This is a genomic window from Agrobacterium sp. 33MFTa1.1 (genome assembly GCF_004328495.1).
GTDB classification, from domain to species: Bacteria; Pseudomonadota; Alphaproteobacteria; order Rhizobiales; family Rhizobiaceae; genus Agrobacterium; species Agrobacterium pusense.
Genome location: NZ_CP036358.1, coordinates 858,810 through 881,856, shown reverse-complemented (window position 1 = coordinate 881,856; position 23,047 = coordinate 858,810). Strand labels below are relative to the sequence as shown.

26 protein-coding genes and 2 tRNA genes are annotated in these 23,047 nt (G+C 58.3%); 18 read left to right on the top strand and 10 right to left on the bottom strand.

Going from position 1 to position 23,047, the window contains the following annotated elements:
* Nucleotides 1-129: 129 nt before the first annotated feature.
* The 3 genes from speB (at nucleotide 130) to EYD00_RS04475 (ending at nucleotide 2,942) form a co-directional block, all read left to right on the top strand.
* The gene (gene speB / locus EYD00_RS04485; RefSeq protein WP_034495766.1) at nucleotides 130-1,083 is read left to right on the top strand and encodes an agmatinase; all 954 of its coding nucleotides are present in this window, start codon (nucleotides 130-132) and stop codon (nucleotides 1,081-1,083) included.
* 70 nt (nucleotides 1,084-1,153) lie between these two features.
* The gene (gene argC, locus EYD00_RS04480) at nucleotides 1,154-2,086 is read left to right on the top strand and encodes an N-acetyl-gamma-glutamyl-phosphate reductase (protein WP_004441284.1); all 933 of its coding nucleotides are present in this window, start codon (nucleotides 1,154-1,156) and stop codon (nucleotides 2,084-2,086) included.
* A gap of 10 nt (nucleotides 2,087-2,096) precedes the next feature.
* The gene (locus tag EYD00_RS04475) at nucleotides 2,097-2,942 is read left to right on the top strand and encodes an aminoglycoside phosphotransferase family protein (protein ID WP_086133883.1); all 846 of its coding nucleotides are present in this window, start codon (nucleotides 2,097-2,099) and stop codon (nucleotides 2,940-2,942) included.
* A gap of 6 nt (nucleotides 2,943-2,948) precedes the next feature.
* Here EYD00_RS04475 and EYD00_RS04470 read toward each other — a convergent pair whose 3' ends face one another.
* Nucleotides 2,949-4,052, bottom strand: a complete 1,104-nt coding sequence (locus EYD00_RS04470) for a COX15/CtaA family protein (RefSeq protein ID WP_168183784.1) — start codon at nucleotides 4,050-4,052, stop codon at nucleotides 2,949-2,951.
* A 140-nt stretch (nucleotides 4,053-4,192) separates the two neighbouring features.
* Here EYD00_RS04470 and EYD00_RS04465 point away from each other — a divergent pair, with 140 nt between their 5' ends.
* Both EYD00_RS04465 and uppA read left to right on the top strand, forming a co-directional pair.
* Nucleotides 4,193-4,405: a DUF2842 domain-containing protein gene (locus EYD00_RS04465; protein ID WP_004441278.1), complete on the top strand. Its 213-nt coding sequence runs from the start codon at nucleotides 4,193-4,195 to the stop codon at nucleotides 4,403-4,405.
* Between the two features lie 97 nt (nucleotides 4,406-4,502).
* Nucleotides 4,503-5,735: a polysaccharide biosynthesis GNAT family N-acetyltransferase UppA gene (gene uppA, locus EYD00_RS04460; protein WP_004441276.1), complete on the top strand. Its 1,233-nt coding sequence runs from the start codon at nucleotides 4,503-4,505 to the stop codon at nucleotides 5,733-5,735.
* 8 nt (nucleotides 5,736-5,743) lie between these two features.
* Here uppA and uppB read toward each other — a convergent pair whose 3' ends face one another.
* On the bottom strand, nucleotides 5,744-8,011 hold the full coding sequence (gene uppB, locus EYD00_RS04455) for a polysaccharide biosynthesis protein UppB (RefSeq protein ID WP_004441272.1): 2,268 nt from the start codon (nucleotides 8,009-8,011) through the stop codon (nucleotides 5,744-5,746).
* A gap of 210 nt (nucleotides 8,012-8,221) precedes the next feature.
* Here uppB and uppC point away from each other — a divergent pair, with 210 nt between their 5' ends.
* The 6 genes from uppC (at nucleotide 8,222) to EYD00_RS04425 (ending at nucleotide 14,018) form a co-directional block, all read left to right on the top strand.
* Nucleotides 8,222-8,794 (top strand): polysaccharide export protein UppC, encoded by a 573-nt coding sequence (gene uppC, locus EYD00_RS04450; RefSeq protein WP_004441270.1) that lies wholly within the window; start codon nucleotides 8,222-8,224, stop codon nucleotides 8,792-8,794.
* A gap of 16 nt (nucleotides 8,795-8,810) precedes the next feature.
* Nucleotides 8,811-9,953: a polysaccharide biosynthesis type 4 glycosyltransferase UppD gene (uppD, locus tag EYD00_RS04445; RefSeq protein WP_034496223.1), complete on the top strand. Its 1,143-nt coding sequence runs from the start codon at nucleotides 8,811-8,813 to the stop codon at nucleotides 9,951-9,953.
* 220 nt (nucleotides 9,954-10,173) lie between these two features.
* Nucleotides 10,174-11,727 (top strand): polysaccharide biosynthesis glycosyltransferase UppE, encoded by a 1,554-nt coding sequence (gene uppE, locus EYD00_RS04440; RefSeq protein WP_034496225.1) that lies wholly within the window; start codon nucleotides 10,174-10,176, stop codon nucleotides 11,725-11,727.
* Nucleotides 11,724-12,965, top strand: a complete 1,242-nt coding sequence (gene uppF, locus EYD00_RS04435) for a polysaccharide biosynthesis O-antigen ligase family protein UppF (RefSeq protein ID WP_004441266.1) — start codon at nucleotides 11,724-11,726, stop codon at nucleotides 12,963-12,965. Before uppE ends, uppF begins: the two co-directional genes overlap by 4 nt.
* 77 nt (nucleotides 12,966-13,042) lie before the next feature.
* A complete protein-coding gene (locus EYD00_RS04430; protein ID WP_004441264.1) occupies nucleotides 13,043-13,192 on the top strand; it encodes a hypothetical protein in 150 nt (49 codons plus the stop codon).
* 175 nt (nucleotides 13,193-13,367) lie between these two features.
* A complete protein-coding gene (locus EYD00_RS04425; protein WP_004441261.1) occupies nucleotides 13,368-14,018 on the top strand; it encodes a hypothetical protein in 651 nt (216 codons plus the stop codon).
* 63 nt (nucleotides 14,019-14,081) lie between these two features.
* On the opposite strand, the gene EYD00_RS04420 is transcribed toward EYD00_RS04425, so the two are convergent.
* Nucleotides 14,082-14,618 carry a DUF1269 domain-containing protein gene (locus tag EYD00_RS04420; protein ID WP_004441259.1) on the bottom strand — a complete coding sequence of 179 codons (537 nt, stop codon included), beginning with the start codon at nucleotides 14,616-14,618 and terminating at the stop codon, nucleotides 14,082-14,084.
* 230 nt (nucleotides 14,619-14,848) lie between these two features.
* Here EYD00_RS04420 and EYD00_RS04415 point away from each other — a divergent pair.
* The 3 genes from EYD00_RS04415 to EYD00_RS04405 all read left to right on the top strand — a co-directional run bounded on the left by EYD00_RS04415 (nucleotide 14,849) and on the right by EYD00_RS04405 (nucleotide 15,738).
* Nucleotides 14,849-14,925 (top strand) — tRNA-Pro (locus tag EYD00_RS04415).
* 138 nt (nucleotides 14,926-15,063) lie between these two features.
* Entirely contained in the window at nucleotides 15,064-15,324 is a 261-nt protein-coding gene (locus EYD00_RS04410) for a hypothetical protein (RefSeq protein ID WP_004441257.1), read from the top strand.
* A gap of 210 nt (nucleotides 15,325-15,534) precedes the next feature.
* Entirely contained in the window at nucleotides 15,535-15,738 is a 204-nt protein-coding gene (locus EYD00_RS04405) for a hypothetical protein (protein ID WP_004441254.1), read from the top strand.
* Nucleotides 15,739-15,930: 192 nt separating this feature from the next.
* On the opposite strand, the gene EYD00_RS04400 is transcribed toward EYD00_RS04405, so the two are convergent.
* Both EYD00_RS04400 and EYD00_RS04395 read right to left on the bottom strand, forming a co-directional pair.
* A complete protein-coding gene (locus EYD00_RS04400) occupies nucleotides 15,931-16,485 on the bottom strand; it encodes a dual specificity protein phosphatase family protein (RefSeq protein WP_006697968.1) in 555 nt (184 codons plus the stop codon).
* Nucleotides 16,486-16,623: 138 nt separating this feature from the next.
* The gene (locus EYD00_RS04395; protein ID WP_004441250.1) at nucleotides 16,624-17,211 is read right to left on the bottom strand and encodes a YqaA family protein; all 588 of its coding nucleotides are present in this window, start codon (nucleotides 17,209-17,211) and stop codon (nucleotides 16,624-16,626) included.
* A 513-nt stretch (nucleotides 17,212-17,724) separates the two neighbouring features.
* Between EYD00_RS04395 and EYD00_RS04390 the strand changes: the two genes are divergently transcribed.
* A complete protein-coding gene (locus tag EYD00_RS04390) occupies nucleotides 17,725-18,369 on the top strand; it encodes an exopolysaccharide biosynthesis protein (RefSeq protein ID WP_004441247.1) in 645 nt (214 codons plus the stop codon).
* Nucleotides 18,370-18,374: 5 nt separating this feature from the next.
* On the opposite strand, the gene EYD00_RS04385 is transcribed toward EYD00_RS04390, so the two are convergent.
* Complete coding sequence (locus tag EYD00_RS04385) at nucleotides 18,375-18,647, bottom strand: hypothetical protein (RefSeq protein WP_004441246.1); 273 nt, start codon at nucleotides 18,645-18,647, stop codon at nucleotides 18,375-18,377.
* Nucleotides 18,648-18,824: 177 nt separating this feature from the next.
* On the opposite strand from EYD00_RS04385, the gene EYD00_RS04375 reads away from it, so the two are divergent.
* Nucleotides 18,825-18,899 (top strand) — tRNA-Asn (locus EYD00_RS04375).
* Between the two features lie 99 nt (nucleotides 18,900-18,998).
* On the opposite strand, the gene EYD00_RS04370 is transcribed toward EYD00_RS04375, so the two are convergent.
* Nucleotides 18,999-19,403: a DUF2934 domain-containing protein gene (locus EYD00_RS04370; protein WP_004441244.1), complete on the bottom strand. Its 405-nt coding sequence runs from the start codon at nucleotides 19,401-19,403 to the stop codon at nucleotides 18,999-19,001.
* A 170-nt stretch (nucleotides 19,404-19,573) separates the two neighbouring features.
* Between EYD00_RS04370 and EYD00_RS04365 the strand changes: the two genes are divergently transcribed.
* Nucleotides 19,574-19,813, top strand: coding sequence for a hypothetical protein (locus EYD00_RS04365; protein ID WP_004441242.1), 240 nt, complete (start codon nucleotides 19,574-19,576; stop codon nucleotides 19,811-19,813).
* Between the two features lie 49 nt (nucleotides 19,814-19,862).
* Here the strand turns inward: EYD00_RS04365 and EYD00_RS04360 are convergent, their stop codons facing one another.
* The 3 genes from EYD00_RS04360 to EYD00_RS04350 all read right to left on the bottom strand — a co-directional run bounded on the left by EYD00_RS04360 (nucleotide 19,863) and on the right by EYD00_RS04350 (nucleotide 21,381).
* Nucleotides 19,863-20,306, bottom strand: coding sequence for a TIGR02594 family protein (locus EYD00_RS04360; RefSeq protein ID WP_004441240.1), 444 nt, complete (start codon nucleotides 20,304-20,306; stop codon nucleotides 19,863-19,865).
* A gap of 113 nt (nucleotides 20,307-20,419) precedes the next feature.
* Nucleotides 20,420-20,977 (bottom strand): methylated-DNA--[protein]-cysteine S-methyltransferase, encoded by a 558-nt coding sequence (locus EYD00_RS04355; RefSeq protein WP_004441238.1) that lies wholly within the window; start codon nucleotides 20,975-20,977, stop codon nucleotides 20,420-20,422.
* Nucleotides 20,978-21,111: 134 nt separating this feature from the next.
* Nucleotides 21,112-21,381, bottom strand: a complete 270-nt coding sequence (locus tag EYD00_RS04350; RefSeq protein WP_004441235.1) for a DUF982 domain-containing protein — start codon at nucleotides 21,379-21,381, stop codon at nucleotides 21,112-21,114.
* A 188-nt stretch (nucleotides 21,382-21,569) separates the two neighbouring features.
* On the opposite strand from EYD00_RS04350, the gene EYD00_RS04345 reads away from it, so the two are divergent.
* Nucleotides 21,570-23,009 carry a cryptochrome/photolyase family protein gene (locus EYD00_RS04345; protein WP_034495773.1) on the top strand — a complete coding sequence of 480 codons (1,440 nt, stop codon included), beginning with the start codon at nucleotides 21,570-21,572 and terminating at the stop codon, nucleotides 23,007-23,009.
* The last annotated feature ends 38 nt before the right edge of the window (nucleotides 23,010-23,047 follow it).

Below are 23,047 nucleotides of genomic sequence, written 5' to 3'. Positions count from 1 at the left end.
CGCTTCCAGGAACGGTTCGTTCAGAACTTCGAAAGGCGGGGCTTCGGCTTCGCCTTTTTTCATGGCCTCCTCCCTTGTTTTTTCATCGGGAAGACAGCAACCTCGGCGCAAATCGCAATGGGGTGATCAATGCCGGCCAAAACCATCGACCATGCCTTCACCGCAATGTCCCTGACATCGGCCGCCACGGACCCGACCCATGCCGGTGTCCTCTCCTTCATGCGGCGCAAATATACCAAGAACCTCAAAGGCGTTTCGACTGCCGTGTGGGGTATTCCCTTCGACGCGGCGACCTCCAACCGTCCCGGCGCACGTTTCGGGCCCCAGGCGATCCGCCGCGCCTCGGCGATTTTCGATAATGATCCGCAATATCCTTTCGCGCGCGATCTCTTCGTCCATATGCCGACCATTGATTATGGCGACTGCCTGCTTGACTACGGCAACCACTGGAAAACGCCTGACACGATCGAAAAGGAAGCGCGCAGGATCATCTCCAAGACGGATTACCTGCTGACGCTCGGCGGCGATCATTTCATCACCTGGCCAGTGCTGAAAGCGCATGTGGCCAAGCACGGCCCACTCGCGCTGGTGCAGTTCGACGCGCATCAGGATACATGGTTCGACGATGGCAAGCGCATCGACCACGGCTCCTTCGTGGCCCGCGCCGTGCGCGACGGGCTGATCGATGCCGACCGCTCGATCCAGATCGGCATCCGCACCCACGCGCCTGACGATTTCGGCATCCGCATTCTTCACGGTTACGAGGTGGAGGACATGCGGGCCAGCGATATCGCGTCGCTGATCGTCAAGCACACGGGCGGTATGCCCACCTATCTCACCTTCGATATCGATTGCCTCGATCCCGCCTTCGCGCCGGGAACCGGCACACCCGTCGCCGGCGGGCCGACCAGCGCTAAAATTCTCTCCGTTTTGCGTGGGCTTGGCCAGCTCGATATTCGCGGCTCCGACGTTGTGGAGGTGGCACCCGCCTACGACCATGCGGATATTACCGCCATTGCCGGAGCGACCGTTGCGATGTATATGCTTGGCCTGCGTGCCGAACGGCTGGCCAAGGCTGGCTGACAAAGACGACGGCACTTGCCAAACTGATTCCGACTACCCTCGCAACCCTCTGAAAAGTCAGGACAAGGACATGACAGCGAAGATCTTCATCGATGGCGAACACGGCACCACGGGTCTGCAGATCCGCACGCGCCTTGCCGGTCGCCGCGATATCGAGCTGCTGTCCATTCCGGAAGCCGAGCGCCGCAATGCGGCGATGCGCGAGGATATGCTCAATAGCGCCGACATTTCGATCCTCTGCCTGCCGGACGACGCGTCCCGGGAAGCGGTTTCCATGGTGGCTGGCAACAATAATGTCCGCATCATAGATACCTCCACCGCTTATCGCGTTCATCAGGACTGGGCTTACGGTTTTGCCGAAATGGATAAGGACCAGGGCGAGAAGGTTCGCTCTGCCCGTCTCGTCGCCAATCCCGGCTGCTATCCGACTGGTGCGATCGCCCTTATTCGCCCGCTGCGGGCCGCTGGCCTCCTGCCCGACGGTTATCCTGTCAGCGTCAATGCGGTCTCCGGCTATACTGGCGGCGGCAAGCAGATGATTGCGCAAATGGAAGACCAGAGCCGCGACGACGCCATCAGTGCCAATAATTTCCTTTATGGCCTGACGCTCAAGCACAAGCATGTGCCTGAAATGACCATTCACGGCCAGCTTGACCGCGCGCCGCTGTTTTCGCCCTCCGTAGGTCGCTTCCCGCAGGGCATGATCGTCCAGGTGCCGCTGTTCGCCGCCGACCTTAAGGAAGGCACTGATATCGAAACGATCCATGCGGCACTCACCGCCCATTACGCCGGGCAGGATATCGTCAGCGTCGTGCCTCTGGCCGAGAGCAAGGGGTTGGCGCGTATCGATGCCGAGGAATTGGCTGGCAAGGATACGATGAAGCTCTTCGTCTTCGGCACCGAGGGCGGCGAGCATATCAACCTCGTCGCGTTGCTCGACAATCTCGGCAAGGGTGCCTCCGGTGCTGCCGTGCAGAACATGGAACTGATGCTTTCCGCATGAGACGTTGCTCGTGACCATGACCACGCCCTCTTTTCCGGCCTCGTGGAATATCGAGGCCGTAAAGCAGATTGCGGATACGCCTGCCGGGGTGGTCTACGAGCTTGTGCGCGATGACGGTTCCCTTGCGGTCGCCAAGGTTCTGAAGAAGAAAGTATTGACGGACAGCCTTCGCGGCGCGGATTTCATCGAATGGCGCGCCGGGATCGGCTGCGTGGAGTTGCTTGACCGCTCCGATGATATTCTTCTGATGGAACATGCTGGCACGGAGACCCTGCGCGACGTGCTGTTCCGCGACGGTGACGACGATTCCACCACGGAAATCGCAGCGGAAGTCCTGCTTCGATATCACCAGCCGTCCGAGCAGCCGCCGCCCTCAAGTCTGCTGACGCTGCCTCTCTATTTCGAAAGTCTGTTCCGCAAGGCCGAACAGGATCGTTCCGACGGCATCGACAGCGCCTATATCGAGGCCGCCACGCTTGCGCAGGAACTGATCGGCCAGCAGCGGGATATCAAGCCGCTGCATGGCGATCTGCACCATGAGAATATCATGCGCAGCGATCGCGGCTGGATCATCATCGATCCCGCTGGCCTGATCGGCGATGCGGCGCTCGATGTCGCCAACATGTTCTCCAATCCGCTCGACCGTTTTGACCTCACCCGCAGCGAAGCGCGCATCGCCTCCATGGCGGCGATTTTTGCGAAGGCTCTCCAACGGGACGAACGGCTATTGCTGCAATATGCCTTTGCCTATGGCTGCCTTTCTGCCGCGTGGCATGAAGAGGACGAAAATGCGGAAGAACGCGACAACGAACTCGCTGTCGCGGCAACCATTAAGGCCGTCCTGAAACAGTTCTGAGCGAGTTCAGTCCCTGACTTCAACCGCAACTGGCGGCGGATATTCTCCAATGAATCCGCGCCAGTGGGCAACCGCAAAACCGAGCACGACCAGCGCCATGCCCTGATGGGCGAGCGCGACATGAATATCCACATGCATGAGCAGCGTGGTTACTCCCAGCGCCGCCTGAATGCAGACGAGCACGAAGAACAGCACCGAGCGGCGGGCGTGCGGCGTACCGGGCAAGGCGCGCGCCATCGATGCCATATGCCACAGCGTGGCGGCAAACAGCGTATAGGCGCCCAGGCGGTGAATGAACTGCACCGTCTTGGGGTTTTCGAAGAGGTTGATCCACCAGGGCTGCTGCAGGAAGAGATCGCCCGGCACCAGCGAACCATCCATCAGCGGCCACGTATTATAGGACAGGCCGGCATTCAACCCCGCCACCAACGCGCCGAGATAGATCTGGAAGAGACAGAGCACCGTCAACAGCGCGGCAAAGCCCCTGCCCGTCTTTTCGTCGGTGGCCTCGGGGGAATGATGGGACAGGCCGCGCAAAATCCACATGCAGCCCGCAAAGATGAGGCAGGCGATGGTCAGATGTGTGGCAAGACGATATTGCGAGACATCCGTGCGGTTGACGAGGCCGGAAGAGACCATCCACCAGCCGATGAAGCCCTGGAAGCCGCCAAGCGCCAGTAGACCGACCAGTGGTAGCCGGAGGCGCTTTTCGACGCGGCCTGTCAGCCAGAAGAAGGCGAGCGGCAAAGCGAAGATGAGGCCGATGGCGCGGGCAAGCAGGCGATGCGCCCATTCCCACCAGAAGATCGTCTTGAACTCGTCGAGCGACATGCCCTTGTTGATTTCCTGATATTGCGGAATGCGCTTGTAGAGCTGGAACTCCTCTTCCCACTCCGCAACGGAGAGCGGCGGTATCGCGCCATGGATCGGTTTCCATTCGGTAATCGACAGGCCGGATTCGGTCAGGCGGGTTGCGCCACCAACGAGCACCAGACAGAAGAGTGTGAAAAGCACGAGGCGCAGCCAGACGCGCAGCAGGCGGCGGTCCTTTTCCTGCTTCTGCAGGGCAGCCTGCACCACCATTTCCGCGGAACCATTGGCCATCGTCATGCCGCTCGAACTCATCTTTCAGTCTCCTTCATACAGCCATGTTGATTAGCCCCAACCGGCACCACAAAACAAGGCCTCAGGGTTTGCGGCATCCGGTCGCGGCGCTATAGTCATGCACCTGTTCAATCACGGAAGATTTCATGCACCCTCGCCTCAGATCGCTTATCGGCACCATCGTCATCATCTGCCTCGTCGTCGTTTACGCCGTGGTGGCGACGGCCATTGCATCGGCGGCGCTGGCGCAATCGCCCTGGTGGGTGCATCTCGCTTATTTCGTGCTGACAGGAATTTTGTGGATTTTGCCGGCGATGCTGATCATCAAATGGATGGCCGGGCCAAAAAGACAGGGCTAATGCGGGACCACCGCGTGACACCTTAAGGTCGCAATTTTATAAACCGATTGTTTGCCGCTCAAAGATATAGTCCGACCGAAACAACCGGAGAGAGTGGATGGCGGCTGAGGGGCCGGTCTTTACCAGCGACGAGCAAGCGCCGACCGCCGTGCAAAACGAGCGGCGGGGCGCTGACCGTCTGTCGGTCGATCTCGTCGATGACGCTTCCACCATCCATGTCGATTGGAAGCGGCTGGAAAACGATCCGCTCAACTCCCTGCATCAGGGTTTTGGGTGGTGCTCCATCTGGGCACAAACGCAGGACAGCGCGCTTCTGACGCTTCGCGGCCGGCAGGGCGGCAAGACGATCTTCCTGCTTCCGCTTGAAATCGTGTTGGAGGGTGGCATTCGCAAGGCGCGTTTCCCCGGCGGCCGTTTCAACAATATCAATACCGGGCTTTTCGACCCCTCCTTTGCCGAACAGGCCGGAGAGGAAATCGCGGCGGCGATTGCCCGCGAGGCGCGGAAGCTGCTGCATGGCCGGGCCGACATTCTGGCTTTGCAGAACATACCGCTGACGTGGCGCGGCAGGACCAACCCCCTGTCGCATCTAGCTTCGGTCGAAAACCAGAATCCGGCCTTCCAGCTTCCGTTGCTCGAAAGTTTCGAGGCCACGCTCCGGCAGGTCAATGCCAAGAGACGGCGGAAGAAATTCCGGATCCAGAGCCGGAGAACCGAGGAAATGGGCGGTTACAGCCATGTGATCGCGCATTCTCCACAGGAAAGATGTGAATTATTGCAGGCCTTCTTTCGGCAGAAAGCCGCCCGTTTTGCATCGCAGGGCATTCCGGATGTCTTTCGCGACCAATCGGTAAAGGATTTTTTTTACGACCTGGCCAATGTTCCCGAGACGGGCACAGACAGTCTGCTGGAGCTGCATGCCATTCGCCTGCACGGCGAGAACGAGGGCGTCATCGCCGCAATAGCCGGTCTTTCGCGCAAGCAGGACCACATCATCTGCCAGTTCGGTTCGATCGATGAATCCGTTTCGGAACTCAGCCCCGGAGAATTGCTGTTCTGGCTTATGATTGAAAGGGCGTGCCACCAAAGGGCTGCGATCTTCGATTTCGGGGTCGGCGACCAGCTCTACAAGCGCAGCTGGTGCCCGCTTTTCACCGTGCAGCACGATATATTCCTGCCGATAACGGTGAAAGGTCGCGTCGCCGCAGCAGCCTATGTCGCGATCGCCCGAACGAAAAGCCTGATCAAATCCAATCCGGCTCTCTATGCGCTCATTCAGCGTTTCCGCGCCGGCCGGCCGACAGCAGCTTCGACAAGGGGTCTCGACTGAACAGCCGGTCAGGCCGCGCTCAGGTGGTCCGGCTTTCGCATGCCGGTCATCGGCAGAGCCTGCTCGTAGCCATGAGCAACCAGTTCTTCGAGCGTTTTCTCCAGCATCTCCCCGTCCTTGTCTGGAACCGAGACAATGATTTCTGCCGGCAGATTGCGCAGCATTTTTTCGAGGCTCGAAATCTGCACCGCTCCACACTCCACAAGCACCGTGTCGTAAGCGTCGGAAAGCGCACCGAGGATCATCGTCAGGCGGTCCAGAGCACGCATCGCCTCGCGGGGCTGCGCATTGCCGCGTGGAACGATATGCGCATCTGACAGACGGTCGCCGTGAATGGTTTCACCGAAGGCGGCCGCTCCTGCCAGAAGGTCCATGACACCGGGAAGTCCGGCCTCGGGCGACATCAGCCGTGTCGGGCAGGCGGATGCCGTCATGTCGACGAGAACGACCGAACGCCCCATTTCAGACAATGCGCGCGCCAGCATGACGCTCGTGGTCGAACCGCTGTCACCGGCCGGAGATACAATGGCGGCGACGGGTTTGGCGAGCCGTGTGGACAGAAAGCCCGCCACGGCGTCGATCGAAAAGTCACTGGCGGCATCGGCATCCTCATCCACCACCGCCTCTTTCGCAGCCGCGACATCTTCTGCCGCCAATACCGGCGGCATGGCAGTGGCTGCGGGCGGGTCACGCCGTTTCTCTTCTACGGCGACGGGCTGTTGTGCCGCAACCGGCATGGCGCGGACGCCCGGCGCCACATTTTCAGCAGGTGCCGGCGCCGGCTGCTCAGGCGCATCCGTCGTCTCATCCGCTTCAACCGGCCCGCGTGCAGGTGGTGGCGGATCGGAAAGTGGTGGAACCTGACTTCTTCCGACCGGTTTCAGCGCCCTACCCGTAAAGAGTTCCACCAGCATGACGACAATGCAGGACAGCAGAAATGCTGCGAGCGTGACAACGATGGTGATGGCACCGGTTTTCGGGAAATAGGGTTCGCGTGGCTCAACTGCCGTCGAAATCACACGCGCATCGGCCGGCGTGGAATCCGCAGAGCCAGCCCTCGACGTCGCCTCGCGATAGCGGGCGAGATAGGTTTCCAGAAGCTGCCTCTGCGCGGATGCTTCCCGCTCCAGGTCGTTAAGGCCCACCTGCTGCTCACCGGCACGCACGCTTTCCGATTTCAGCACGTTCAGTTGCTGCACCAGTTGCCGCTCCCGAAGGCGTGAGACATTGGCCTCATTTTCGAGACTTGCCAGCACCTTGCGGGTTTCCTCCTGAATTTGCCTTTCGATGCCATCGAGCTGGTTGCGCAGCGCCCTTATGCGGGGGTGGCCTTCCAGCAGCGAAGACGAAAGATCGGAAATCTGGCTGCGGATGTTGGTTTCGTTTTCCTTCAGCCTCTGGATGGTGGGAGAAGCGACGACATCGGGAAAGGTATCGAGAGGACGACCGCTGGCAAGCGCGTTGCGCACGCCTTCTGCGCGCGCCTCCGCATTGGCGCGCTCGCCGCGGATACGGCCGAGTTCCGTGGAGATGTCGCTCAGCTGACGTGTGGCGAGCGTTTCGCCCTGCCCGGCCGACAAAAGATCGGAGGAGGCACGATAATCCGCGACCTTCTTGTCCGCCTCCCGCACCTTTTCGCGCAGCGTGGCTATTTCCGGCTCAAGCCAGCGCGCTGCTTCCGTGCTGGTATCGAGCTTCGCGCCGCTTTGCAGCGCGAGATAGGCCTTCATCATCTCGTTCGGGATGGCCGCAGCGAGCTTCGGGTCCTCTGAAGAAAACTCGACCGTGATGACACGAGAACTCTCGACCTGATAGACCTGCAATTTCTCGCGGAACGCCTTCAGCACCCGCTCTTCAGGCAGAACCTGAAGTGGATCCTTCTTGACGCCGACGGCAACCAGCAGGCTCGAAACCAGCGAAGGATGCGCCTCCGGATCGAATTCCTCGAGTTCATAGAGCTTCATGTCCCTGGCGACCTGCTTGATGAGGTCGACGGACTGCAGGATCTGCACCTGGCTGGATACTGTCAGTTCGTCCAGCACTGGCTCGGCCGGCGCGTTGGACTGCTGGGAAGCGCCAAAGGAAGCAGCACGGGATTCAATGAGCACGCGCGCCTCGCCCTTATAGGCGGGCGACATCATGCTGGAAACGACAAAGGCGGCGCCGCCGGCCAGCAGCGTTATGGCCGCGATTCTTCCCCGACGCCGCCATATGGCCGCGACGAGTTGCGCAAGATCAATATCCACATCCCTGTCGTCAATGCGATCGCCGTTCATACGGGCTCCGTAACCGAGATAAACCTCGGGCGCTCAAATAAAGATGGTCAATTTTCGCGAAGTTTAAGTCTTGCGGGTAACACAACCGTTAATCACCGAGACTCCGACGAAATAAAGCCGATATTACCGGGCCTGACGCTGCGCGTTTACCGTGCATTAACCCTAACAGAACGATAAGAATGATCAAAGTTCGACTCGGAGCCAGATGAGATGCCGCTCGCCGGATCACGACATGTCACCGCACTGACGTTTGCCGTTCTGACGGCCCTTTCCGGCTGTTCGGCCTATCAGCCTGCGCCGCGGTCATTCAATGAGGCCGCACTGCAACCCTATCACGTCGACAGCGGCGACAGACTGCGTATCAACGTGTTCGAACAGGCCGGGCTGACAAATACCTATACGGTCGATCAGGCGGGCTATGTCGCCTTCCCTCTCGTCGGCCAGGTGCCCGCGCGGGGCAAGACGCTGCCACAGCTGGAAGCCGCGATCGCGGCCAAGCTTCGGCAGGGATATCTGCGCGATCCCGATGTCACGATCGAGATAGATCGTTATCGCCCCGTCTTCATCATGGGCGAAGTGGGCCGTCCTGGCCAATATTCCTATGTGCCGGGCATGACGGTGCAGAACGCCATCGCCATTGCCGGCGGCTTCAGCCCGCGCGCCAATCAGGCAGATGTCGACGTCACCCGCAAGATAAACGCGGAAGTGATGACGGGCCGGATCGGTATCACCGCACCCATTCTTGCGGGTGATACCGTCTATGTACGTGAACGCTTCTTCTGAAAGGGGCGCGGCGAACGTGTCGGACGACGGCCCTCCCCTGCGCATCATTCACTGTTTTCGTTCGCCGGTGGGCGGCGTTTTCCGCCATGTGCGTGATCTTATCGAGGAACATGTCAGGCAGGGCCACAAGGTTGGCATCGTCTGCGACAGTTCCACCGGCGGCGCGCATGAGGAGAGGCTTTTCGCGCAGATTGCGCCGATGCTGGAGCTCGGCCTGACGCGCCTGCCCATCCGGCGCTCCATTACCCCGGGCGATCTGCTGGCGCTTTGGAAAGCCTACAAACACATCAAAAGTTTGCGGCCGGACATTCTGCACGGGCACAGCGCCAAGGGTGGCGCTTTGGCCCGGCTGATCGGCTCATTGCTGCGGGCGAACAGGTATCGCGTAGCCCGCCTCTATTCACCGCACGGCGGAAGCCTGCATTATGCCCGCAACACCCTGAAAGGACAGCTCTTCCTGCGGCTGGAGCGGTTTCAGGAACGGTTCACCGATGCGCTCTGTTTCGTCTGCAAGTTCGAGCAGGCGGCCTATGAAGCCAAGGTTGGCAAACCGCGCACCCGTACCGCGATGATCTATAACGGCGTACAGGAAAACGAGTTCGAACCCGTCCCCGCGCAAGAGGGCGCGGCGCATTTCCTCTATATCGGCATGCTCCGTGACCTTAAGGGGCCTGACCTCTTCATCAAGGCCTTCGCGGAAATGGAGCGCGGCATCGGCCGGCCGATGTCCGGTGTCATCGTCGGCGATGGGCCGGACAGGGACAAATACGCGGCGATGATCGACAAGGCCGGTCTTTCCCGGCGCATTTCCATGCATGCCGCCATGCCCGCCAGACAGGCCTTCGCCCTGGCCACGACGGTGGTAGTCCCCTCTCGCGCGGAGGCCATGCCCTATATCGTGCTGGAGGCACTTGCAGCGGGAAAAACGGTCATCGCCTCCGATGTCGGCGGGATTCCCGAAGTCTTGGGAGAAGAAAGCGACGCGCTCGTCCCGGCCGGCGACGTCGAGGCGCTGGCGAGGGTCATGGCCAGGGATGCCGAAGATGCCGGTTGGGCGAAACGGATCATGCCCCACCCCGACAGCTTCAGGGCGAAGTTTTCGACGCCGGTCATGGCGGATGACATGATGAAGCTCTATCGCGACCTGCTGTTGCTCTAAAATCATTTCAAAGACACGATTTTTGATTGTATATTCCGTCATCCTCAAGAAACCCATCATAAACGTTTCTTAGCATGTTTCGGCTAGTTTCCAGATCGTGGAGCGCCGTGCGTCCGTCCGGATGCATCAGGCCCGCTCCACCACTTTGAAGTTGCGTATCGTCCGGTCGGAAATCGATGCCGATTTTCGCGCCGATGCGCTGGAGGGTGCGGACCAAGCAATGACCAAGGCTGACAAGGATAGACTGCAATTCGATCTGGCGTCGTTGCGCAAACAGATTTCCGAGCAAGAGGCCAACGGGCCTTCGACATCGGAAGCCGTCGTTCTCAACCCTCTCGCACGGCAGATTGCCAACCAGCTTCGCGGCGGCAATCACTCCCCGAACATGGTGATAGGCCAGTTGCGGCTTCTGGAATTCACCATGCTCGTGGTGATCGCCGCCATCATCAACGGCGTCGCCGCCGATCGGGGTATTGAGACCTTCTTGGCGGTTTTTGGCGGCGGCGTACTGGGGGCCGCGCTCTGCGTCTTTCTTCTTCAGGCCGGCGACTGTTATCAGTTGCCGACGCTACGCACGCCACTGTCGATGTTCGCTCGCATTCAGGGCGCGGTCTGCCTGTCCTTCGTTGGCACAGCCTGTTTCCTTCTCCTCTTTTTTCCCGATGCGCTGCATTCCTGGCAAGCCTTCGGCATCTGGTATGCAATTGCCGCGATCGCCATTTTCACCGGACGACTGATCCTTGGCTTCGCCATCCGCCACTGGGGCCGCAATGGCGTCATGGAACGCCGGGCGGTCATCGTCGGCGGTGGTGATGCTGCCAAGGATCTCATTCGCTCGCTCGAGCAGCAATCCGACAACGACATCCGCATCTGCGGCATTTTCGATGACCGGCAAAGCGCGCGCTCTCCCGACATCGTCGCGGGTTACCCCAAGCTCGGCACTTTCGCCGAACTGGTGGAATTCGCCCGCCTGACCAAACTGGATATGCTGATCATTGCCCTGCCGTTAAGCGCCGAGGCACGCATTCTCCAGCTTTTGCGCAAGCTTTGGGTGCTCCCGGTCGATATCCGCATTGCGGCGCATGCCAACAAGCTGCGCTTTCGCCCGCGTGCCTATTCCCACGTCGGCAAGGTGCCGATGCTTGACGTTTTCGACAAACCGATCCGGGACTGGGATTCCGTCGCGAAGCGGCTGTTCGACATCACCTTCAGCCTCATCGGCATCGCCCTTCTGTGGCCGGTCATGGTGGGCGCGGCAATCGCCGTCAAAACGACGTCCAAGGGGCCTATCCTCTTCAAGCAGAAGCGCCATGGCTTCAACAATGAAACCATCAACGTCTGGAAGTTCCGGTCCATGTATACGGAACTCAGCGATCCGACCGCAAAAAAGGCCGTCACCAAGAACGATCCGCGCGTAACGCCCGTTGGCCGCTTTCTGCGCAAGTCCTCGATGGACGAGCTGCCGCAGCTTTTCAACGTTCTTCATGGCGACCTGTCGCTGGTCGGGCCCCGCCCGCACGCGGTTCATGCCCAGACCGGCGACCTGAAATATACCGAAGTGGTGGAGCATTATTTCGCAAGACACAAGGTCAAGCCCGGCGTAACCGGTTGGGCCCAGATCAATGGCTGGCGCGGAGAAATCGACCATGGCGACAAGATCAAGTTCCGCACCGAATATGATCTCTATTACATCGAGAACTGGTCGCTGTTTCTCGATCTCAAGATCCTGTTCCTGACGCCGATCCGGCTGCTCAAATCGGAAAACGCCTATTGACCCACACCGGTTACCAGCACGCCCCGGATTTCGATGCGCCTTTGGCTGCCATGCGGCTCATCGGTTCGTTCTTCATTGCCTTCGGCGTGTTTCTTTCCGGCTTCGTTATCTCCGAGCCAGCGCCCTATGAGCTGATGATGGTTGGGCAAGTGGCCCTGTGGTTTCTGCTTGGCCTGCGACTTTCACGCACCGTCGTCCTGCTGCTGTGCCTGTTGCTCGCCTTCAATATCGGCGGATATCTCTCGCTCACCACCATGGCCGACCTGGATGAGGGGCCGCTTTATCTCGCCGTTTCGACATTTCTGGCGCTGACTTCGGTGTTTTACGCGGCAATCATCGAGGACCGATACCAGCGGCTGCTTTTGATTTTCCGGGCGTGGCTGGCGGCGGCGGTGATCACCTCCCTGCTCGGCATCATCGGCTATTTTCACGCCATTCCGGGCTTCGAAGTCTTCACCCTTTACGATCGCGCCAAAGGCGCCTTTCAGGATCCGAACGTCTTCGGTCCCTTTCTGGTGACACCATCGCTTTATCTCATCTACGGCCTGCTGACCGGCAAGACGATGCACGCACCCTGGCGAATCCTCGGCCTGCTGATCCTGTCGCTTGGCGTGTTCCTGTCGTTTTCGCGTGCGGCCTGGGGGCTGTTTCTGTTTGCCACCGTACTGCTCGTCTTCGTCATGATGCTGAAGGAACGTACGGCGGCGTTTCGCCTGAAAATCCTCGTGCTGTTTCTCATCGCCGCCGGACTGATGGTAGCGGCTGTCCTCATCGCGCTGCAGTTCAAACAGGTGGCCGATTTGTTCTCCAGCCGCGCCTCGGCCGTGCAATCTTATGATGGCGGCCATCTGGGACGGTTCGCCCGCCATTATCTCGGTTTCCTGCTGGCGATGGAACATCCGCTCGGTATCGGCCCGATGGTGTTCGACAATATCTTTCCAGCAGCCGAGCACAATATCTGGCTGAAAAGCCTGACGACACATGGCTGGTTCGGCTTCGTCATCTATCTCGTCCTGATCTGCTGGACCATCGCCGCCGGTTTCAGACATCTCTTGCGCCCGCGCCCGTGGCAGGCCTTCCTGATCATTTCGTGGGTGGCGTTTGTCGGGCATGTGATGATTGGTGCTGTCATCGATACCGACCACTGGCGACACTTCTTCCTGCTGCTCGGCATATTGTGGGGTTGCATGGCACTGGAAAAACGCGAAGGCCTGCGCCGGCGCGCGGTTGGCGCATAAACAGCTGACCTTACGGAACCTTCCACGATTTCATGCGTTTAGCCCCCGATTCTGATTGTCAAACGGGGAGACATCTCATGACGCAGACCAATAATCTCTATTTCATCATCGGCGCGCTGATTGTCGTCATCGCAGGCCTTGGCATTTACGTCTGGCATGAAGAAAGCAAGCCCAAGGGGATCGAGATGAATATCGGCCCGAATGGTGTTTCCGTTCAGGAAAACTGAGCCGCAAGCGTCGCGCAAAGTCCGACCATTAAACCGGGTGCGTTCCAGCTAAAAAACGGCCGGAACGCACCCGGTCTTCTTATGAAAGAGGACAAATGGCGGGAATCGCAGATTCACGCCGCGCCGGCCCGGTACGGATGATGCGTATCTGGTCCGATCATGGACATCCCGCGCAATGGTCTCCTCCATCGACCTTTCCACACGTCTCACCGCCACCAAACTGGCCCTCAAGGCCATCAGGGAACAGGAAGACAACTCCGCCGCGACTTCCACATCATCACGGACGACGCTCCTCAATTCCTATGGCATCGACACCACCACCTCCACCTCTTCCAGCAATACGCGGCTGACGCAGCTTCTGGCGCAATATGCACGAACCTCGGGCAATGAGGCGGAGAGCGGTGATACGGACAAGACGGCCGCTTCCGGGGACATCACCCAGGCGGACTTCATGAAGGATCTGAAAGCGACGCTCGAAGAACTGTCCGGGGATCCCGCCAAGGCGGCGCAGGCCAAGTCGATGCTGGAAGCATTGGCTGCCGGCACGCTGACGGTGTCCGACCCGGCGGACGGCGTAAAGATCAAAGCGTGGGATGTGACAGACGACCCCAAGACCGCCTCGAAACCCGCCACAGCGATCGCAACGGCGGGCTGGAGCGACTTCCTGAAGGATCATCTGAAACGCGATGGAGCGGCCTATGCAAAGGGCGCCAACGGGGCTTATATCGATGGCATTTCCGGCGACAACGCGTTTTTTGGCAGTGTCGGCAGCCGTTATTATTATCTCACCTGGCCGCAGGCTAAGGACGGCACACTCACCGTTTGACAGCAATGGCTGACGCAGAAGCGCTGCGACATCGATGATGCCGCAGCGTTGCTTTTATCCGTTTCAGGCAACCGGTGTAGCGGGCTGATGGCTCCCGCCCGAAAGTGCTTTCTGTAGTTCGGCTTCCTGCTCCGGCGAGAGTGATGTTTTGATAACCCTGCCGCGCAGCCCTTCCAGTTCCGCCAGAACCTTTTCCGGCTGCACCTTTCGGATCAATACGAAAAGAGCCGACGACCCGTTTGGAATGGTCTCGCCCAGGGATTTGATGAAATCGTCATCGATGCCGTAATCCGTCAGCGAGCCCGCAAGCGCGCCCGTTCCCGCGCCGATGGCACCGCCGATCGCAAATCCCGCCAGCGGGTTGAGGAACAGGAGGCCAACGAGGCCGCCCCACAGGCCACCGGACAGAAATCCGGAACTTGCGCCGATCGCTGTCAGGTTGACGCTCTGCTTCAGATGAACCTTGCCATTTTCATCGCGAACCACGACAACGGCATCTTCCAGATCGACCAAATACTCCTTCTTCAGGCTCGCAAGCTTCAGAAGGACCCGGTCGGCCTCTTCCGTTCCGTCAAAACCGACAACGACAAGTTCGGACATTGTTTGTCTCCCTGAGTTTCAATTCCGCTGCGAATGAACGTTAAAGATCGCGGCAGGTTCCGGCCATGATGAAAAGATGATGTGTCAGGTGTTTGACAGCCACGCAGCTGGCAAAACGCGGTGCTCCATTGATCCCATTCCCGCAGTCCACATCCTTTGTTCGTTTTTTTTAGAAAAGGCCATTTTCCGCTTGCGCCCTAACAGGCTTCTATATAAACGGCTTTCAGGTTCGGAGCGTAGCGCAGCCCGGTAGCGCACTTGACTGGGGGTCAAGGGGTCGTGGGTTCGAATCCCGCCGCTCCGACCATTAAATCAGATAGATAGCCAGTTCCCCCAGAGCTGGCTATATTTGTTTTAGCGCTCCAGTAGCGAGCGTTTTGCGCAAGTTTCAAACATCCCGTTCGGGTGTGCATTTATTCAAGCCTTGAAAACGAAGTGTGCTGAGATGGCAAAAAAACCGAAAATAGAACACTCGGAATTTTCAGGCGAGTTTGAAGACGAGGGTATCACTGTCCTTGTTGACATCTACCGGCCCGCGGGCACCCAGCAAGACTGGACCCTGGAGGTTATCAGCGAGCACGACGATGTCACCACCTGGGACGAACCTTTCGCAACCGATAAAGACGCATGGGAAGAATTCCTGGCTACTTGCGAAAAAGACGGGATTCGCAGCTTTCTGGATAGCGAGGATCCTTCGGTCCATTAACCCATCGGGCGACGCCGCGATTGGGTTGGGTTAAAGCTCCTGTAGGACCCCAGGCTCACCGGCCCATTTTGCTTAGGTGCTCACCGACAAATTCTACAAAAAAAGCGGGCGCGATATGCCGTCGCCCTCCGTCAAACGACGATGTGCATTGCCGTGTTGACTCTCTGCTAAAATTAGAACATTTAGTGAACAAAAGAGAGGTCACCTACCATGTCCGACGCTAAAAAGATCACTCCCATACGGCCTGACGACATAGCGGGATACGTCATCCAGTGTCATGACGGTGATGCAAGGGCGGCCGTCGAGGCGCTACTCGGCGAAATCGAGCATTTGCAGGAGCAGCTGTCCCTTGCTGTCGCCATCATGGGAAAAGGATATACGCGCGGGTGGACGCCGGACATGGAGCGCGATTAGAAATCGCCTTATCCACAGCTGGTCTCCGATACCCATGACGCGGTCAAGTCGCACAGATTCCACGCTCCGATAAAAGCTTCCCCTGCCGACAGAGAGCCGAAGCGCGGGTGGACAATTCACAGAAGCATTACAGCCAATGGCGCTTCAGAAACGGGGCGTTATCAGTTACTTCCCGACCGGTCGAAGCCTTGCTCAATATTCATTGGAAGCGATGGCAAAGTCGTCAGTGATCGGCATATCCTCCACATTTTCCCAGGTCCGGTCCATGGCATAGGTTTGCGAGAGATAGGGAATGCCGATGTGGCCATAGCGAACCGAGAGCTGACTTTCTGCTTCCTTTTCTCCAAGACGCGCGACGCGACTGAGATAAAGCGCGGTCGCGAGGCCCGTCCTGTCCGCACCCGCCTTGCAATGAATGAGAATCGGTTTCGGCGCGTCGCGCATGATCGCGACCAGCTCGTTTACCTGGCTCATGTTGAGCTCCTGGCTCGCGGACATGCCAAAATCAATATGATTCAATCCGAGTTTGCGCGAGGTCTCGACCTCATCCCGGTACCACGCCTGGGATTCATTTGACCCGCGCAGATTGATCACAGTCCTTATTCCGTGATCCTTGGTGTAGCGAACAAGTTGCTCGCTGCTCGGCTGGTTGGAGCGATAAAGCTGCCCGGCCATCACCTCGTGGAAGTTGCCGAGGAGTTGAATGGCATAGAGATATCCGCCTGCCGCAAGCACGACGAGGCCCATGCCCCCAAAGGAGCACTTCCAAAATCTTCGCATAATAAAACGGTTCCCTGATTGGACAGGGGAACCGATACAGGTGGATTCTGACAGTAGGCTGAAAGTTATGCGACAGTATTATAAGAGTAGAAAAATTGCTTTCGATCAACGCACGAAAACGTAAACCGCGTAGATGGCGATAAGTGCCGCCGCCGCGGCGGCCGTGATGGCGCCGAGGCGTTTTTCGATGAAATGGCGGACCGATTCACCGTATCTCTGCAGCAAACCGGCAAGGATGAAAAAGCGTGCGCCCCGCGTGACGACCGCCGACAGAATGAACAGGCCAAGGCTGATATTGGCCGCGCCCGACAGAATGGTAACCACCTTGATTGGCGGCAGGTGCGCGAGGCCAGATGTCACCAGCAGAAGAACGATGGTTTCATAATCCACCGAGTTCTTCAGATGCTCGAAGCTGTCGAGCTTGCCGTAAAATTCAAGAATCGGCCGGGCAATGCTCTCAAACGCATAATGACCGAGGAACCAGCCCGCTATGCCGCCCAGAACCGAGGCGACCGTGGCCACGAGCGCGTAAAACATCGCTTTTTTCGGCTTCGCCAATACCATGGGCAAAAAAAGCACATCGGCGGGAACAACGAAAACGGAGCTTTCCACGAAAGCCACGATTGCCAGCCACCACACGGCGGTTTTGCGCGCGGCGAGCGCCATCGTCCAGGCATAGATGTTTTTCAGCATTTTCATGTCCCCGGGGAAGAATGGTCAGGAGGCAGACGGAGGCAAGACACAGGCGGAATTTCACCCGGTCAATCAACGGCAGGCGGCGGGTCCGGAAACCCGTCACGAAGCAGGATTAGAGACAACTCAAGAGAATGGCAAATGTTGGAAGATTTATTTTTGCATCGCGGAAAATGAAAAAGTCCCACGATTCCAATCCATACCGGAGACTGGTTGCTGCGATGCGAAATTTCATCTCTAGGTAGATGAACTCGCCTTTTTGCTGTAGAATAAGAGGTGGCGGGAAGAGGAGGAAGTTATCATGGACTATGTCAACTTCGTTACATCAATCAATCCGGTCATACTTGTCATTCTGCTGGTGGTTCTTCTTGCAGGTGCCTATAGCAACTGGGTTTCGCATTAGATCTTTCGGACGGCATGACCAAATGTGAAGAGGCCCGTTTCCATCTGTGATAGGCATCGGGCCGGAGGAATGGTATCAATCCCGGAGTTGAACAACTACCGGGAAGCGGCATGTCGAACGAATTCGCATTCACTGATACGTCTGAAAAGCTCAGCACCACGCTTGAAAAGCTGATAGGAAAACTGCAGGGCCAGACGATCACATTGCGCGAATTGATGGAAGCGATCGGTGAACAGGGCCTGCTGCTCATCTGCGCCATAGCCTCCCTGCCCTTTCTGATCCCGGTTTCCATTCCCGGAGTCAGCACCGTTTTCGGCGCCGCAATCATTCTCGTCAGTCTCGCGATCACGCTGAACCGCCTGCCATGGCTGCCGGCGAAAATTCTTGACCGGCAGATGGAAACGGCAAAGCTGGTCCCGGCGCTGCAGAAGGGTGTGGCGATCGTATCGAGACTGGACCGCTTTATCCGTCCACGCATTCCGGCACTGACGACGGGCGTCATCGCCAACAGGATAAATGGCCTCGCCCTGATGACGGCGGGCGTGCTTCTGATGATGCCGCTCGGCTTCATTCCCTTTTCCAACACCCTGCCGGGCATTGCGATCCTGCTTTTCTCAGCGGGCATGATCCAGCGGGACGGCGTCACGGTGCTGGGCGGTTACCTCTTTCTGGGGCTGACGACGATTTATTTCGCTGCACTCGCCTATGCCGCCTTCTGGGCAGGCCAGGGCATCAGCAGCTCCATCGGGGCGTAGGAGGACTACTGTCGGTCGCGGGGCTCCCGCCGGTTCCGCCGCGATGCCCACCAGATCACCAGCCTTCGCCGTTGGCGACGAACAGCCGGCAGGTCGTGGGAAAGCACGACGAGGCCGACGGGAACCATCCAGAAACCCAGAATGGGCAAAAAGCCCAGCGTCCCGCCCACGACCAGCGCCGAACCCGTTGCGATCCTGCCGACGCGCGAACGTGGCATGGCAAGGCTCCATTTTCCGAGACTGAGACGACCCGTTCTGTGGTCGATTCCGAATTTCATTCCAATCCGCCCTTCAGCATCTGGCCTGTGGATAATTTTTTCAGCGTCGATAAGCCCGGAAAATCGGGACTCCGGAGGGATAAAACAAGAGGAATGCGTTTTTTTTTGAAAAAAGCGCTTGGCAAATCGGAAAAGCATTTGTATTACCCCGCTCACACCGCGCCAAGCAGCGCACGTTCCCTGGTAGCTCAGCGGTAGAGCATTCGACTGTTAATCGACAGGTCGCCGGTTCGAATCCGGCCCGGGGAGCCATTTTTCTCAAAAGCGTGTCAGCCGAGCGAAGTGCAGCTGCAATTCGCCCAGCGTGAACTGGAAGTTTTCGTGACTTCCTGCTGTGCGGCCGTCAAGCCATCAGCTTTTCTTGACCGCCCGTTTTGTTGCCTTCGTGGCGTTGGTCAATGCCGGTGGATCGCTGGCCGGAAAACTCTCCTCAAGGCTTTCGGTCAAATCGTCTTCCTTGTTCTTGTCCGTGGATTTCTGCTCTTTCTCCAGCGATTTTACCGCAGGAGATTTTGCCTTTGTCGAATTGGCTTTTTTCGTGGGCGACTTTTTTGCAGGCCCCTTCTCCGCTGACGCGGTGGTGGAAGCGGACTTCTTCACGCCATTTCCGCTTTTGGGTTTTGCCGGTTCCGCCTCCGCGGAGATTTCCCGTTCCGCCTCGATCCAGTGTCTTTCATGATGCCCGTCGGGTCTTCCTTCCCTCTCCCATATTGCGCGCGCTTTTTCACGGATTGCGGCTTCGCGGTCGTGGCTCATAACGGACCTCCCTCTTTGCGTTGCACCAGCTTCAATTGTGCCATTGAAAAAACAAAAAAAGCCAGAGTTAGTTCCGCATCGACCTGCGACGAATGAGCATTTTGGCGAGAAAGGGAACCGGCATCGGCTGCCGAGCGTTTGGCCTGCAGAAACCAGCAGGAGATCGCTTCATGAACACCCCGCAGAAGCCGAAAACCGAACCGCTTGATATTGAAGACGACGACGTTGCGCGTTTCGAGACAGACAGCGAGTTGAAAGACAAGGAAGGCGAGATTTATCCGGACGAGAGCATGAACCTGCGTGCACGCCGGCAGGCTGCAAGGCAGCACGAGGATGCTTTCATTGTCGCCACCGATCTGGAGGACGACGACCAGCGCGAGGCGGCGCCAGGCACGAGAGAACAGCCTTAAAAGGAAAAGGCGGGTCGAGGCCCGCCTTTATCAAGGAAATGCAGGGAATTTATCGCCGAACCGAAACGATGGCCTTGCGGTTAAAATTCGAGACCTGCACCCTGCCCGATTGGTTGCCGCCCAGGATTTGTGCGGTCTTGCCGCTCATGCTCTTTAGAATACCAGCATGATATCCCCGGCCGTTGCGGATGACGACGACATCACCGGGCTTTGCCTGGCCAACCGGGACGGCATAACCGAAGGAACTCCAGGATTTCGCAAATCCGTAGGATTTGGGTGATTGCCGGCCGGCCTTGCTGGCTACGGCATGCAGGAAAAGGCCGCACCACGGCGTACTTCTCGGATTTGCCCCAAGAATGTTCTTGAGGCTCTTGTTGTTCTTGGACTCATGCAGCCCGGTGTATTTCTCAGCCTGGTTCAGCATGCCAGCCGAGGCCGGTGCCACGACTGTAAAAGACAAGGCAACGGATAGAATTAACGCGGATACTCTCAAACGTCTCGCCCTTATGTTAGCGGGCGTTCGTGTATTGTGACAATTTAGCGACAATTTGACGAGAAATGGGCAGAAATCAGACGCCTATTCATGCGGGCTGATCTGTCATTGCTTCAGAACAGGCTGCCCTGCGCATCATCCGCACGGCTACGGCCGGCATTTTCAAGGTCCAGCATCCGCAATTTGGTAGTGGTTCCGCCCGGTGCGGAGAAGCCGCCAAGCCTGCCACCTGCGGCAAGGACCCGGTGACACGGAATGATCAGCGGCACCGGATTTTTCGCCATTGCCTGGCCGACGTCGCGTGCTCTCTCCATGCCAAGACCGAGTGTCTTCACGATGCCGCCATACGTCGTCGTGTTGCCCCAGCCGACCTGTCGCGCGACGGCATAGACGTCGAGAAAAAATCGTTCCTGCCCGGCGAGATCAAGGTCCACGGCCTTAAAATCGATTGCCTCACCGCCGAAATAACGGGTGATCATCGCAATCACCTCACGTGTCCGCGTCTCGGGAACGGCGATGGAGGCGGACGGCAGGCGCTTCTGAAGGAGCTTTTCCGTTTCGCCGGCGTCCGCTCCCGGCAATTGCAGACGCACGATACCTCGCCCCGCCCATGCGAGGCCGCAATGGCCAAGCGCCGTTGGAAAAACAATATAGCCGTAGTGGCTGCCCATCACCGTCACTCATTCGCCTTTACGCCTGCACGATGCCATATCCCGCATTCGAAACAACCCGTTTCCTGCCACACAACAAAAAAGGCCACCCGTTTTGGGCGGGTGGCCTTTCACACGTCAGTTCCAAAATCGGCTCAGGATGCGATTTTTTCCGGCTCCTCAACGAGGCAACGCGCCTGCCGGCTGGCGGCGACGAAGGCCGTGCGGGCTATCTCTCCCCCCACATCGCCCATGAGCGAGGCGCGGCACAGGCGAAGCGCCTGTTCGTGCGCCTTGTCTCCCCGCTCGGGCCACTCATGTTGGAGAAAATCGAAGGCTTCGTAAACGCCTGTGAAAATTCGAGGGGCACCGTTTTCAAGGGAGATGGTAACGGGCTTTTCCCACTTAACGTCATTCAGCAACATTGATTGCACTTCCATGCTCTATTAACCCGCGACAAACGCCGGCTCCTCCAGTTGGTTCCCTTCACCTGCGGTTTCAAGAGCGAAAAAATAACCCTCGAGAAACCATGTGCCCCATCTTTCCATTCTAGCCGATTTGCGGAACAAAGCGTTTCAACACTCGTTCAAACGGAAGTGAACCGGGCCCTCCCATGCAGACAAAAGCCTCTCCCGTCATCGTGTGGTTCCGCAAGGATCTGCGCCTTTCGGACAACCTCGCTTTGCTTGCGGCGGCCGACCATAAAGGTCCCGTCATCCCCGTCTATATCAGGGAAAAATGTTGCGGCGCGCTGGGGCGTGCGCAGAAATGGTGGCTTCACCACTCGCTCACTGCGCTTCATGCCGCGCTCAAGAAAACAGGCAGCCGCCTCGTGCTTGCCAGCGGCGACGCCGAGGAGGTTTTGCGCAGGCTGATCGCGGAAACCGGCGCAGACACCGTATTCTGGAACCGCCGCTATGATCCTGAAGGTATTTCGACCGACAAGACCCTAAAACGCGCGCTCCGGGATAAAGGCCTGACGGTACGAAGCTTTTCCGGGCATCTGCTGCATGAGCCATCGAAGCTGCAGACCAAATCCGGTGGTCCCTACCGGGTCTATACACCGTTCTGGCGCGCTCTGGAGGGCGGCGAAGAGCCCCACGCGCCTGCGGATGCGCCAGACAGACTCAACGCGCCCAGGAACTGGCCAAGATCGGAAACGCTCGACGAATGGCAGCTGCTGCCCAAAAGGCCTGACTGGGCAAGGGAGTTTAGCGATATCTGGACGCCTGGCGAAGACGGGGCCCGGGAGAAGCTCTCCGATTTCATTGACGGCGCACTGAAAGGTTATGAAGAGGGCCGTGACCTGCCGGCGAAGGACGCGACTTCCCGGCTTTCACCGCACCTCGCATTAGGAGAAATCTCACCCGCCACCGTCTGGCATGCGACGAAGGGACTTTCCCGCCACATCGCCTCAAACGATATCAGCCGTTTTCGCAAGGAAATCGTCTGGCGGGAATTCTGCTATCACCTCCTGTTTCATTTTCCCGAGCTGGACGAAAAGAACTGGAACGACAGTTTCGACGCCTTCAACTGGCGGGACGATGACAAATCCTTCACGGCCTGGACGCGCGGCATGACCGGCTATCCGATCGTGGATGCCGGGATGCGGCAACTATGGCGCCACGGCACGATGCATAACCGCGTCCGCATGATCGTGGCGTCCTTCCTCATCAAGCATCTGCTGATCGATTGGCGCAAGGGTGAGAAATGGTTCCGCGATACGCTCGTGGACGCCGATCCGGCCTCCAATGCCGCCAACTGGCAGTGGGTGGCGGGTTCGGGAGCGGATGCCTCGCCATTTTTCCGCATCTTCAACCCTATCCTGCAAGGCGAAAAATTCGATGGGGACGGCGATTATGTCCGCCGTTTCGTACCGGAGCTCGCAAGGCTAGAACGCAAATATATTCATAAACCATTCGAGGCCCCGAAAGAGGTGCTGACCAAAGCGGGCATCACGCTCGGGGAAACCTACCCGAACCCCATTGTCGACCATGGCAGGGCGCGGGAGAGAGCACTTGCTGCCTATGCCAGAGTGAAGAAGAAGACATAAAACTGGGTATCGGCAAAATTTTGCGTGGCGAAGCCGAA

Excerpts from the sequence above, each read along its gene's own strand:
- uppE (WP_034496225.1), top strand. The coding sequence starts at position 10,174 with ATGACCAAGGCTGACAAGGATAGACTGCAATTCGATCTGGCGTCGTTG.
- speB (WP_034495766.1), top strand. The coding sequence starts at position 130 with ATGCCGGCCAAAACCATCGACCATGCCTTCACCGCAATGTCCCTGACA.
- EYD00_RS04355 (WP_004441238.1), bottom strand. The coding sequence starts at position 20,977 with ATGGGCAGCCACTACGGCTATATTGTTTTTCCAACGGCGCTTGGCCAT.
- EYD00_RS04410 (WP_004441257.1), top strand. The coding sequence starts at position 15,064 with ATGGCAAAAAAACCGAAAATAGAACACTCGGAATTTTCAGGCGAGTTT.
- EYD00_RS04370 (WP_004441244.1), bottom strand. The coding sequence starts at position 19,403 with ATGAGCCACGACCGCGAAGCCGCAATCCGTGAAAAAGCGCGCGCAATA.
- EYD00_RS04395 (WP_004441250.1), bottom strand. The coding sequence starts at position 17,211 with ATGCTGAAAAACATCTATGCCTGGACGATGGCGCTCGCCGCGCGCAAA.
- EYD00_RS04430 (WP_004441264.1), top strand. The coding sequence starts at position 13,043 with ATGACGCAGACCAATAATCTCTATTTCATCATCGGCGCGCTGATTGTC.
- EYD00_RS04400 (WP_006697968.1), bottom strand. The coding sequence starts at position 16,485 with ATGGGCCTCGTCGTGCTTGCGGCAGGCGGATATCTCTATGCCATTCAA.
- EYD00_RS04420 (WP_004441259.1), bottom strand. The coding sequence starts at position 14,618 with ATGTCCGAACTTGTCGTTGTCGGTTTTGACGGAACGGAAGAGGCCGAC.
- EYD00_RS04390 (WP_004441247.1), top strand. The coding sequence starts at position 17,725 with ATGTCGAACGAATTCGCATTCACTGATACGTCTGAAAAGCTCAGCACC.
- EYD00_RS04385 (WP_004441246.1), bottom strand. The coding sequence starts at position 18,647 with ATGAAATTCGGAATCGACCACAGAACGGGTCGTCTCAGTCTCGGAAAA.
- EYD00_RS04425 (WP_004441261.1), top strand. The coding sequence starts at position 13,368 with ATGGTCTCCTCCATCGACCTTTCCACACGTCTCACCGCCACCAAACTG.
- uppA (WP_004441276.1), top strand. The coding sequence starts at position 4,503 with ATGGCGGCTGAGGGGCCGGTCTTTACCAGCGACGAGCAAGCGCCGACC.
- uppB (WP_004441272.1), bottom strand. The coding sequence starts at position 8,011 with ATGAACGGCGATCGCATTGACGACAGGGATGTGGATATTGATCTTGCG.
- EYD00_RS04345 (WP_034495773.1), top strand. The coding sequence starts at position 21,570 with ATGCAGACAAAAGCCTCTCCCGTCATCGTGTGGTTCCGCAAGGATCTG.
- EYD00_RS04470 (WP_168183784.1), bottom strand. The coding sequence starts at position 4,052 with ATGACGATGGCCAATGGTTCCGCGGAAATGGTGGTGCAGGCTGCCCTG.
- EYD00_RS04405 (WP_004441254.1), top strand. The coding sequence starts at position 15,535 with ATGTCCGACGCTAAAAAGATCACTCCCATACGGCCTGACGACATAGCG.
- argC (WP_004441284.1), top strand. The coding sequence starts at position 1,154 with ATGACAGCGAAGATCTTCATCGATGGCGAACACGGCACCACGGGTCTG.
- EYD00_RS04350 (WP_004441235.1), bottom strand. The coding sequence starts at position 21,381 with ATGTTGCTGAATGACGTTAAGTGGGAAAAGCCCGTTACCATCTCCCTT.
- uppC (WP_004441270.1), top strand. The coding sequence starts at position 8,222 with ATGCCGCTCGCCGGATCACGACATGTCACCGCACTGACGTTTGCCGTT.
- EYD00_RS04465 (WP_004441278.1), top strand. The coding sequence starts at position 4,193 with ATGCACCCTCGCCTCAGATCGCTTATCGGCACCATCGTCATCATCTGC.
- EYD00_RS04365 (WP_004441242.1), top strand. The coding sequence starts at position 19,574 with ATGAACACCCCGCAGAAGCCGAAAACCGAACCGCTTGATATTGAAGAC.